This window comes from Acidiplasma aeolicum (assembly GCF_001402945.1).
In the GTDB taxonomy this organism is placed as follows: Archaea; Thermoplasmatota; Thermoplasmata; order Thermoplasmatales; family Thermoplasmataceae; genus Acidiplasma; species Acidiplasma aeolicum.
Map to the genome: position 1 here is coordinate 1 of NZ_LKBG01000238.1, position 11,498 is coordinate 11,498.

Sequence of the window (11,498 nt, forward strand, 5' to 3'; positions counted from 1 at the left end):
GAGTACTTTCTGATTCTATCCTCCGCAACTATTTTATCCAACCTTTGCATAATTAATGGGATGTGGTTCGCTGCCATATCCCACTAATAATTTTCAAATTAATAAATATGACAATTGTCGAACAAATTATGAAGGTTTGGACACGCTAATATTATAATAAATATAAAAACAATAATAAATTTTTCACTGCTAATTTTCAAATGCTTTTCCAAGATATTATAGGTACATAACTATTAGTTAGTCGTGGACTTATAATTATATAACCTCCCATAAAAGTAGAATGGTTCTTTCTCTTACCATTTGTGCCTTTATTAAATAGAGATAAGTCTTCCTTATTCTCCTGTTATTTCTATTTTTTTATTTTATATATCATTGTCAAATCCTTGATTATCAGATGCCATTTAAAAGCGATTATAAGCGATTTAAAGCATATAAAAATAATTTATGTAAAATTATAACATGCTTATTGAATAATGCCTTATTTGGTAAAATAATTAAATCTATGCTTATTTATCTTTGATTATTGCAATAAAATCGAGAAGTTAGATTAAAAAGAGGTCTTTTTTATACATTTTTTAACTATAATGAAAATATAACTTAGTTTTTAATGGGTCTGTCCGGATTTGAACCGGAGTTTCCAACTCCCGAAGCTGGAAGGATACCAGGCTACCCCACAAACCCTAATGGTTTATTGTAAAAGAATATAAAACATTTATTTATGTAAACATTTATCTTTTGATTAAAATTACTGTTTTAATGATAATTCACAATACACTTGGCCAGAGGGATGAGGTCTTTAAGGAGATTAATAAAAACAGGATTAATATCTTTGTCTGCGGCCCGACCGTTCAGGACGATTTCCATATAGGGCATGCCAGGACAAACATCTTCTTTGATGTAATTGTCAAATTTTTACGTGCCAGGGGATATTCCGTATTTTACCTTCAGAACATTACTGATATCGATGATAAGATTATAAGGAGGGCAAAAGATGAAAATAAAAGCCCGGGGGAAATAGCCGAGTACTATTACAATGAATATTTAAGGCTGATGAACATATTAAGGGTAAACAGCGTCACATACTATGCAAGGGCAACATTATACATAAAGGAGATAATAAGCCAGATACGCAGAATGATAAATAAGGGATATGCATATGAAACATCAGACGGTGTTTATTTTAATGTGCGCAAATTTAAGGATTATGGAAAATTATCAAATCAAAATCTAAATGAGATCATTGAGAATGCACGCGGGGTAATCAACGAGGATAAAAAACATCCTGAGGATTTTGCACTGTGGAAGAAGATGAAGCCCGGGGAACCATACTGGGAATCCCCTTGGGGTAAGGGCAGGCCGGGATGGCACATAGAGGATACAGCAATAACCGAAACATTTTTTGGATATGAGTACGATATCCATGGTGGCGGGTCAGATTTAATATTCCCACACCATGAGGCCGAGATTGCCCAGATGAGGTCAATAAGCAACAGGAAGTACCTTGCAAGGTACTGGATACACACGGGCATGGTCAACGTAAACAAGGAAAAAATGTCAAAGTCATTGAAGAATTACATAAAAATTAAGGACATACTCAAGGATTATTCACCCGAGGTTTTAAGGTTTGCACTGATTAATTCGAATTACAACACATCAATTGAGTACTCACTTGAATTAATGAACCAGTCAAGGGAGAGCGTTGATAAAATCAATACAATATACAATAAATTAAAATCAATAAATTCAGATAACGGTTCATTTGACATAAACTACGATGCATACATTAATTCATTCAATAACATAATGGAGAATAATTTTGACACGAGAAGGCTCATAACGGAGCTTCTTGAATTCGTGGGCGTTTTAAATAAAAATTATGAAAATATATCATATAATACGGCGCAGAAGGCACTGAAAATCCTGGATTATTTAAACAGTTTCCTTGACATATTATATGGTTCTAAAAAAATAAACACAGATATTATAGATTCATTGATATTGATCAGAAATGAATTGAGGAAAAATAAATTCTATGATTTATCTGATTTAATAAGAAAGAGCCTTCAGGATGCTGGAATATATATTGAGGACAACGGCGATAAGACAATATGGTATGCAAAAGATTAATAATGAAATAATATATTTTTTATCATGGAACAGAATAATGTGATATTAATAGTCGATATGATCAATGATTTCGTCACCGGAAAATTCGGCAATAAAAACTCATTGAATGCTGCGAACCGTGCTGCTGATGTATTAAAATATAATAAAATGCCAGTTGTTTTCGCCCGAGACTTCCATATTAAGAATGATCCAGAATTCCGTGTCTGGGGAGAGCATGCATTAATGAACACACCAGCGTCTGAAATATATGAAAAATTAAAAAAATACCCTGATTTTATTGTTAATAAAAGGCATTACGATGCATTCCATGACACGGACCTTGATTCATTATTAAGATTTTTAAATGCAAAAAAGCTTTATTTATTTGGAATCAGCACTGATATATGCGTTATGCACACCGCCTCAGGCGCATTCTACAGAAATTATGATGTAACAGTTGTATCAGATCTCTGTGCATCAATAGATGAAAATAACCATGAGGATGCCCTTAAAAAAATTAAAATAAACTATGGGTATAACTCAATAGATTCAGAGGAATTTAAAGGGGTTATTAAAAATGAGTAAATTCGTTATGGCCGGTGAGGATGAAATACTGAATGGCGATGTCACCGATGTGTACTTTGATTACACAAAGGAATATTTAAAAAAACTGGATAAAAACCCTGTGGTCACCATGGAGGTTACAGCCCCATCGGCAGAGTATGATTATATAAACTTCACGGGCCTCAATGATGTTATATCATTGCTGGAAAATAAGAACATAGATTTATACGCAATACCGGAGGGAACAGTGATAAGGAACAGGGACGATGCGGGTGTTCCCGTTCCATTTATAAGGATAACCGGGCATTACCTTGATTTTGCAGAATACGAAACCCCCATACTTGGATTTATATGCCAGGCATCGGGCATATCATCATACTCATCATTAATTAAAAAGATGCTTGGTGATACGCCATTTATATCATTCGGAATACGCAGGATGCATCCGGCAATAGCGCCAATGATTGACAGATCTGCATACATCGGTGGCGCCTCTGGCGTATCTGGAGTTATAAGCGGAAAAATATTGGGGATCACACCATCCGGAACAATGCCACACGCACTGTCATTAATACTTGGCGATGACCTTGCATGGAAAACCCAGCATGATAACTCTAGGTTCAGGGTTTTTTTAATAGACACATTCATGGATGAAAAATTCGCCGCCATAAAGGCTGCGGATGAATTTCCCGATATAGATTATATAAGGCTTGATACGCCATCGTCAAGGCGCGGCAATTTTATAAATATCATAAGGGAAATAAGGTGGGAGCTCGATTTAAGGAACCATAAAAATGTAAAAATCATGGTATCAGGAGGAATATCCCTTGATGATGTTATTCCATTAAAAAATGCCGGTGTATCCGCATTCGGCATAGGAACATCAATTGCATCGGCCAAAACCGTTGATTTTGGCATGGACATAGTTAACATCGAAGGAAATAATATAACAAAGCGCGGGAAATTCTCCGGCATAAAAAACGTTTTAAGGTGCGATGCCTGCGGTAGCACAAGGGTTGTAGACAATCAAATCAATGAGATGCCGTGCTCATGCGGGGGTACCATGAGGAATATACTCGTAAGGTACATATCATCGGGAAAAATTAATATAATGGAGGATATAAATAAAATAAGGGAAAGGTCTTTAAACCAGATAAATAAATTTATGAATTTATAATGAAAAATCTCCAAGGTTGTCAAGATTTTTCCTGTATTTTGTGTACATTATTATTACAATTGCAAATATGGCAATAACCCATAATAATGAACCGTAAACACCGTATATGTATGGTGCGCTTAAATCAAAGTAAACTGCGGCGGCTATTGCAGCTATTAATGTTATGCTTGATATTCCGGGTATTATTATGTGCCTTACAATGTGTGTTTTCTGATTATTCTTCTTCAGGAAGAAATATAATGATGTGTTTGTTAAAATATGAACTATGTATGTAATTGGAGACTCAAGTATTAACAGGAATACAGATGCATATAGAAGCGCGTCTATTGGCCTTCCAGGATAAATGTATTCAAAGGCAAGGCCCGTGGATAAAACAATTGCAAGCGCCAGCACAGTAATGAATATCACGGCATATACCGGAACGCCCCTGGTGTTTGTCCTTGACAGCCTTTCAGGTATGACATGCTCCCTTGATAATGAGAATAAAACCCTAGTTGCATTTGTTCCGAGCGATACTGTTGCTGTGAAAAATGAATTTATTACAATTATTAATAATATAATAAACGGTATTGAGCTGAATGCGCCAAAATCATTTTTATAAATTGATAGAACAGGGTATGCCCCTATGCCCGATCCTGTTCCAAAATTAACCATATTTGAGAATCCCCATGATATTACCTCTGAGTACGATGCAAGTATGATTGTTACACCCAGCACAAGTATGCTTAATATAATTGATAACGGCACATTCCTCTTAGGGTTTTTGGTCTCCTCTGCAATTGGTATTGAACCGCCAACGCCCACAAAGGTTCCGATGGCATAAACCATCATCGCCGCAAGTATGATAAAATTGCCGCCCACGGGTATTGCCGTGAATGGTGTGAATGTTACCGAGGATGCATGTGATAGTATTAAATATATTGATGTTCCGATGAAGAATAAAACCTCTATAAATATTGCATATGAAACATACCTTAATGATGGCTTAATCCCCTTGTATATTAAAACGCTGACAAACAAAATAAAAATAACACTTACCGGAATCCACAAAACATTGATGTATGGTATTGTTATGCCAAGGCTGGGCAGAATTGCGTAGGCAAAGCCCACAAAGCCAAGGATTCCAAATCCTGTAAAGCTCAGTATCTGGTAGCTTATATATGACAGTGCCGTTGTCAATCCAAATGACCTCCCAAGGCCATTTGCAACAAATGTGTAGTAACCGCCCGAGCTTGATAGATATTTTGAAAATTCATATGATGAATAGCTCATCATTGAGTAAACAATCAGTGCCATGAATAAAATCAATGGAATTGAGAATGAACCATCCGGGTATCCAGAAAATGTAAAGGTCAGCAATGCGGCGGTTCCCGCAACATAAAGGACAATTGTGCCACCGGGCGCGTTCAGGCCAATTGCCTGGGAAACAGCATGCCTCAGGGTCAGCTGATTAAATTTTAAATGCCTATAACCTTCCTTAACGTGAGAAATATTTTTTTCTTCTGTCACGTAATACTTAATATATGATTCGTATTTGAATTTTATCATTTATCAGTGAATATAAATCCTGAATTATTTGCATTATTTTATTTGTATTATAATTTTACATTATTAAGAAAAATGGCATAAAATAAAACCTATGGAAAGTTTAAAACACATTATATTATTACAAATTTATGGCAGTAAATAATATTAACGATATATCATTCAATGATAGAAGGAAATTTGCTGTAAAACTTATTGATGATATGCTTCAGACATTAACACCAGAGAATGCAATAAATAATGTTTTTAATGTTAACATAAACATGTATAAAAATGTATATTTAATAGGATTCGGCAAGGCATCGTTCAGGATGTATTCCGGGATAAGGCCAAAAATTATTAACAAACTAAGATACGCCGGAATAATAGTACCCGAGGATGAGGTCATTGGCCATAATTTCACCGAGCTCAGAATTTACAGGGGCACACACCCATATGTTAGCAATACCTCTGTAAATTCATCAATTGAACTCTTAAGGCCATTAAAAAATTTAAATGAGGATGACCTGGTCATAGTTTTAATCTCTGGCGGCGGTTCATCGTTATTTGAAATACCCGAGGATAATGTCAGCGTTGATGATATAATGGAGATATCAAAAGAGATCATGAACTCCGGTGGTAATATATATGACCTGAACATAATCAGGCTCGGACTTTCATCTGTAAAGGGCGGCAAGCTTGCCTCATATCTGTATCCGGCACATGTTAAATCCTATATTATATCTGATGTTTTTTACGATGACCTGGGCATTATTGCATCAGGCCCGCTTGTCAGGGAGGATTATTCAGATGATGTGCAAAAAATTTCTGAAAAATACGTTAAAAATCCAGGGCTGAGGGATTTTATTAATAAAAATTACAGGAAGAATAGCCTTGATATGAAATATTATGAAAGGATTGAGAACATTATTATATTAAAAAATAAGGATTTTGTTGATTATTTATATAAAAATCTGGACTCAAATTCTGTCTCACTGGGAAGCAACATAAACGGCGATGTCAATGACGTTTCTAATTATTTAATAAATATATTAAGAAACATTTATTCAGTAAAAAGATCAGGCTTCTGGTTTGTATGCGGTGGAGAGACCACGGTGAATGTAAAGGGTAACGGCATCGGGGGAAGAAACGAGGAATTATGCATGAAAATGCTTAAGTTATACAATAACGATGAGCAGTTCCTGTTTTTGAGCATTGGCACGGATGGCATTGATGGCCTGAGCCCTGCTGCGGGTGGAATTGTAGATAATTTTACAAAAATAGAAAACATTGATGATTACCTTAAAAACAATGACAGCTACAACGCACTTAAACCAGGGAATATTATTATGACCGGCAGGACCGGAAATAATGTTTCTGATATTATTCTTGGTTATTATAATAAATTTAACAATTTTTAAATATTACTTATAATTTTAGATTTGATTGTTATGGAGGAACTTTTGTGCAACATCGAATTTGAAAAGAATGAGGATGGATACACCGCCAGGCTCAGGACCGATATGGGTGGTTTAAGGGAATATAACGGATTAACCATGGAGGACGTCATAAATCAGGTAATAATGGAGCTCCAGGAGGAATTTTCTTAAATATTGATTTAATTTTTTGAATTAAATTTATCATTTATGGTGGGCATCAAAAAAATATTTTAGGAATCCCATGATAACCACCTGATATACTTGAATTCAAATCAATGGAATATTGTATATAATATATTCGACCATGATGTTAAATACTATGTCAATAAAATAAAATCAATAAAAAATATTAATAAAAAACCCGAAATGGCAAGAATCCATTTCAGGCATAATTATAATGGTGTAAAAAAAATACCGGTAATACACGATGATCACAACAGCGTTGATTATATATCCAGCGCGCTTGTAACATCACGTGGATTAAACGGAATAAGCATGCATAGAATAGAGATCAGGCATAATATGGCATACATATTCATTGCCGACAAAAAATTATCAAATTTTTTATACTCATCAGGGAATAATTATATAGATGTAAATATATTCAATACATTTTCAATAAAATACATACTTGCGGCGGCACTTCACATTGAGGACAAATTAAATTTTGTTTTAAATTATGATGATGACAATCGTTTTATTGATTTCCTTGTTCCAAAGAATATAAATTTTTTAATAAAAGCAAGGATATATAAGGAAACAAAAATTTTTATGGAGGATATATCATTTGGCGATGAGCCGGTGGCAACCCAGATGAAATATAATAAAATAAAGATTTTTAATATAAAATATAACTCAAGGAGGTGCCTTGGCATTGTGCAGGGCGGTGATATCCATAAATTTTTGTTTGATATATCAGGGCTTTATAATAATTACCGGTATAAATTATGATTATTTTTTAAGGTAAATGTATATTATATCACCATTATCCTTATATTTATACATTTTAAGCCCTGCATTTTCTGCCAGGGTTTTTATTGCCGCCTCGCCCATGGGGAATTTTTCTCTCAATGCCTTTATCTGTATCTCCTCGCCGTCATCAAGGTCAAAATAAAGACCCTTAAAATAGGCTTTTAAATAATTTTCGGGATCACCGCCGCATACAACGCCGGTCTGATCATCGGTTCTCATATATGTATATTTCATCATGGCACTTATTGTTTTTCAAAGTTTAAAAATAAATTATCTGTGAAGATAATAGCCGGTGCATCCTGATTTATTTATGTAACCGTAGCGTTCCATCTGTGCAACGCCGTTCAATGATTCTGCAAGCGGTTCAAGCTTTCCAGAATCAACAGTGCCATCCGGCCTGTAAACCTTAAAATCAATGGAATTTACCGGGCACCAGTGTATTACCCTTAATTTCCTGCGGCCATCGTCCGGGACATATGAAATTTTACCGCCGGCCTTTCTGGCCATGCACAGGTCCTTTAATCTTATGTACTCTCCCTCATCAATGCTGTTTAAATCATTTTCATCGATGTAAATATCAGAATTAACATGAAAATCATACTCCCTGAAGCCAAGATCGGGCCTCTCAGGGTGATATGGAACATGGCTTTTAAGATCAATATTATTTTCAAGATTGATTTTAACAGGATTATTCACAAAGAAGAACCTCATTGATTTATAATCTATGATCTCGCGGTCTATGGAATCAAAGATATCCCATGAGAAAACGGCATTGCTCTCCCTCATGCCGGACATTATCCAGTACCTTCTGAATGTCTCCGGGCTGTATCCCCTCTTTCTTAAAGCCATTAATGTTCCAAGGCGTACATCATCCCAGCCTGTGTACCTTCCTGTCCTTATTCCCTCCTTTATTGTGCTTGTCTTTAATACGGAATCTGGTATTTTGATAAACCCGTAATGGTAGTATTCTGGCTCCTTCCAGTTATTTGCCCTGAATACATACCTCTGCTTTTCAGTATTTACCAGATGGTCTATTCCCCTTATTACATGTGTTAACCCAAGGAGGTGGTCGTCGATTGATACTGAAAAATTCATGGTCGGGTATAAAACGTATCTATCACCGGTTAATGGATGCGGTGTTTTGTTTATTCTGAATGCAATCCAGTCCCTTATGGATTCATTTGGATGGTTCAGATCGGTCTTCATCACAACAGCGGCCTGGCCCTCATCATAATAGTTATTTAAAAGCCTGTCAAATTTCTCCTCATTTTCCTCTGGTGATGCATTTCTTTCTGGAACAGCCAGTGATTTCATCTTCATGTCATGGAAATATTTTTGATCCCTTTCTATGACATACAGATGCCCGGATTTTATCATATCCCTAGCATACCTGTAATATATCTCCATCCTTGATGATTGTATCACACTTTTTGTAACATTCACGCCAAGCCACTTCAAATCCTCCGGTATTAACTGGTATGCATCTGGGTCAATGTTGTCCGGATTCGTATCCTCTATTCTTAATATTAATTCACCACCGTACCGTTTTACATACTCATCATTGAGTATTGCCATCCTTGAATGCCCAATATGCAGGGGACCTGATGGCGATGGGGCCATACGCATTACAACCCTTCCGTGGACATTCCTCAATTCGGGCAGTTCGTGTTTTTCCTCCCTTTTTTCCTTAATCAGGAATTCAGGGTATTCATTTGCAACAATCTCATCGATTTTTTCCCTTCCCAGTGAATTAATCTCATCAACCATTTTTTTAACATCAGGTATTAAATTCTTTATGTTCTTTTTAATCTCAGGATTCTCTGATATTAGCTTGCTCACAACGGATGAAACATCAGCCCTGCCATCATGAAGATACGCATTTTTAATTGCCTGCCTTCTAATTTCCTGATCCATAATAGCCATTCACCTCTGATTCTATAATTTCCATTAATGGTTTGATCCCATCGGGTATTTTAGTGCTTACAGCTATATCCTCAACCCTCTGACTTATATCTATTTTTGTCTGTATCCTGTATATTTTATTGCTAAATGAATTTTTTATTTCGCTGTACAATTCTTCCTGTTCATCCACAGTATATTTTGTTGTTCCTGAATAGTCCATGAGGAATAATATAATTCCATCTATCTTTGAGAGTGCTATAATGGATTTCTTTTCAATATCATTCCTTTTGTCCATGGTGCGGTCAAGTATTCCAGGGGTGTCTATGAACTGCGCCCTCCTGTTATTAAAATGCCTGTAGGCTATCAGGATATCCCTTGTTGTAAATGGATACTCTGCTATTTCTGGATTGCTGCCTGTTATCTCATGCAATAAGGAACTCTTTCCTGTATTTGGCATTCCTGCAAGAATGAATGTTGGTATGTTCATGATAATGCCGGGCAGCCTTTTTAAGTAATTGCGGCATTCACCCAAAAATAAAAGGTCATTTCCTATATTATTAACAAGTGATGAGTACCTCCCGTAATAGCTCTTCATTATGGAATTTATATCATCAATTGTCCTTGCATATTTTAATTTTTTTATATAAAATGTGCTTAAATCCTTGATTTTTTCTGATGTCCACTGCACCTTGCCAAGGCTTAACTTATATTTATTAACATCAAACATGAGGTCTATCAGGCTGTAATAAAACGGATGAACAGCCTCAATCGTTGGAAATTTTTTTATTAATTTATCAAAATGGCCTGTTGATATGCTCTCTATTGTTGATATTCTGTCAATTACCTCCTTTCGAACCTTATCCTCCTTTTTCGGAAAGTAGGGCTCAACTATATTCGATGCCTTTTTGAATGATTTGTCAATAATCTCCTGCGATCTTAACACTGTTGGTATATATTCAAACACATTGCATTATGTCATTGACCTTAATATCCTTTTCATTTTTTATTGCATTGCATTTTATAAAAGATTTCTTAAATTAATTTTAAATATTTTTATACGATTAAACGCCATGAATATTGATGACGCATTCCTGTATGACCTGAAATACGGGGATCTAAGTGCAAAATTTATTGATAATGTTTTTCTGTGTCACCGAGGACACATACATGAATGAGGATATTCACGCGATTATAGAAAGGCTGGTTAATTCAGGATATTTACTCTATTCCGGAAAAAGGTTTGGTGTCAAATGCAAATACTGTGGCTATGATAAATTCTATGCAATTCCGTATAATAAGGAAACAAATACTCCGGTTGAGAATAGTATAGACAAAATTGATATGGGCATTATTGGATATTCATATGTCTGTGGTGCCTGCGGAAAGCTTAACCAGCCAGGTGATTCATGGTCAGATTATGATTCATACTCATTATCTGATAAAAATAATGCTGTTGTCGAGGCTACATATTCATTTAAAAAAATTCTTGATGAGAGCAATCTTGTGCATGAAATGAAAAAAGTATTGAAGTCATCTTATCACCAGCATATTTTCAATATTTCGATTCAGAAAGATTTTGAATATATGGTTGATATCTATGAAAATGCAAATTTAAAGGATACAATTGAAATGACGAATCCAATCAAAAGGGAGTATCCATCAAAGAAAATTGCAATTTTTAATATTACAAATCAATATACCAGAAAGAAAGCCACTGAGTTTATTATGAATTTTTGGAATTTAAATACAAATATTCAATAAATAATATTTTTTGAAACATTTTTAGAACTAAATATTTATATGTTAGATACACA

At 35.2% G+C, this 11,498-nt stretch carries 11 protein-coding genes and 1 tRNA gene; 7 read left to right on the forward strand and 5 right to left on the reverse strand.

All coding sequences use genetic code 11. The features are described from left to right. Window positions 1–608 precede the first annotated feature (608 nt). Window positions 609–681 (reverse strand) — tRNA-Pro (locus tag AOG54_RS06180). Between the two features lie 75 nt (window positions 682–756). Here AOG54_RS06180 and cysS point away from each other — a divergent pair. The 3 genes from cysS to AOG54_RS06195 are packed head-to-tail and all read left to right on the forward strand — an operon-like array spanning window position 757 to window position 3,847. Next, entirely contained in the window at window positions 757–2,127 is a 1,371-nt protein-coding gene (cysS, locus tag AOG54_RS06185; protein ID WP_054964196.1) for a cysteine--tRNA ligase, read from the forward strand. A gap of 24 nt (window positions 2,128–2,151) precedes the next feature. Next, window positions 2,152–2,691 carry a cysteine hydrolase family protein gene (locus tag AOG54_RS06190; protein ID WP_054964197.1) on the forward strand — a complete coding sequence of 180 codons (540 nt, stop codon included), beginning with the start codon at window positions 2,152–2,154 and terminating at the stop codon, window positions 2,689–2,691. Continuing rightward, complete coding sequence (locus AOG54_RS06195; protein WP_054964198.1) at window positions 2,684–3,847, forward strand: nicotinate phosphoribosyltransferase; 1,164 nt, start codon at window positions 2,684–2,686, stop codon at window positions 3,845–3,847. The genes AOG54_RS06190 and AOG54_RS06195 overlap by 8 nt, the downstream gene beginning before the upstream one ends. On the opposite strand, the gene AOG54_RS06200 is transcribed toward AOG54_RS06195, so the two are convergent. Continuing rightward, entirely contained in the window at window positions 3,842–5,356 is a 1,515-nt protein-coding gene (locus AOG54_RS06200) for an APC family permease (RefSeq protein ID WP_236689076.1), read from the reverse strand. The genes AOG54_RS06195 and AOG54_RS06200 overlap by 6 nt on opposite strands. A 167-nt stretch (window positions 5,357–5,523) precedes the next feature. On the opposite strand from AOG54_RS06200, the gene gck reads away from it, so the two are divergent. From gck to AOG54_RS06210, 3 genes are all read left to right on the forward strand, one after another. Next, entirely contained in the window at window positions 5,524–6,792 is a 1,269-nt protein-coding gene (gene gck, locus AOG54_RS06205) for a glycerate 2-kinase (RefSeq protein WP_055032540.1), read from the forward strand. Window positions 6,793–6,822: 30 nt separating this feature from the next. Further along, complete coding sequence (locus tag AOG54_RS10065) at window positions 6,823–6,981, forward strand: hypothetical protein (RefSeq protein WP_169749782.1); 159 nt, start codon at window positions 6,823–6,825, stop codon at window positions 6,979–6,981. Between the two features lie 90 nt (window positions 6,982–7,071). Then, complete coding sequence (locus AOG54_RS06210; protein WP_048101016.1) at window positions 7,072–7,761, forward strand: hypothetical protein; 690 nt, start codon at window positions 7,072–7,074, stop codon at window positions 7,759–7,761. Here the strand turns inward: AOG54_RS06210 and AOG54_RS06215 are convergent, their stop codons facing one another. From AOG54_RS06215 to AOG54_RS06225, 3 genes are read right to left on the reverse strand one after another with little or no spacing between them, the layout of a single operon-like run. Continuing rightward, the gene (locus AOG54_RS06215) at window positions 7,762–8,001 is read right to left on the reverse strand and encodes a hypothetical protein (protein ID WP_048101346.1); all 240 of its coding nucleotides are present in this window, start codon (window positions 7,999–8,001) and stop codon (window positions 7,762–7,764) included. It abuts the gene before it with no gap. Between the two features lie 51 nt (window positions 8,002–8,052). Then, a complete protein-coding gene (locus AOG54_RS06220; RefSeq protein WP_231563394.1) occupies window positions 8,053–9,696 on the reverse strand; it encodes a glutamate--tRNA ligase in 1,644 nt (547 codons plus the stop codon). Beyond that, window positions 9,680–10,648: an NOG1 family protein gene (locus AOG54_RS06225; RefSeq protein WP_048101014.1), complete on the reverse strand. Its 969-nt coding sequence runs from the start codon at window positions 10,646–10,648 to the stop codon at window positions 9,680–9,682. The genes AOG54_RS06220 and AOG54_RS06225 overlap by 17 nt, the downstream gene beginning before the upstream one ends. Before the next feature lie 203 nt (window positions 10,649–10,851). Between AOG54_RS06225 and AOG54_RS06230 the strand changes: the two genes are divergently transcribed. Next, the gene (locus AOG54_RS06230) at window positions 10,852–11,445 is read left to right on the forward strand and encodes a hypothetical protein (RefSeq protein WP_048101013.1); all 594 of its coding nucleotides are present in this window, start codon (window positions 10,852–10,854) and stop codon (window positions 11,443–11,445) included. Window positions 11,446–11,498: the final 53 nt, after the last annotated feature.

Coding starts and splice junctions, on each gene's coding strand:
- cysS (WP_054964196.1), top strand. CDS start 757: ATGATAATTCACAATACACTTGGCCAGAGGGATGAGGTCTTTAAGGAG.
- AOG54_RS06190 (WP_054964197.1), top strand. CDS start 2,152: ATGGAACAGAATAATGTGATATTAATAGTCGATATGATCAATGATTTC.
- AOG54_RS06195 (WP_054964198.1), top strand. CDS start 2,684: ATGAGTAAATTCGTTATGGCCGGTGAGGATGAAATACTGAATGGCGAT.
- gck (WP_055032540.1), top strand. CDS start 5,524: ATGGCAGTAAATAATATTAACGATATATCATTCAATGATAGAAGGAAA.
- AOG54_RS10065 (WP_169749782.1), top strand. CDS start 6,823: ATGGAGGAACTTTTGTGCAACATCGAATTTGAAAAGAATGAGGATGGA.
- AOG54_RS06215 (WP_048101346.1), bottom strand. CDS start 8,001: ATGAGAACCGATGATCAGACCGGCGTTGTATGCGGCGGTGATCCCGAA.
- AOG54_RS06220 (WP_231563394.1), bottom strand. CDS start 9,696: ATGGATCAGGAAATTAGAAGGCAGGCAATTAAAAATGCGTATCTTCAT.
- AOG54_RS06230 (WP_048101013.1), top strand. CDS start 10,852: ATGAATGAGGATATTCACGCGATTATAGAAAGGCTGGTTAATTCAGGA.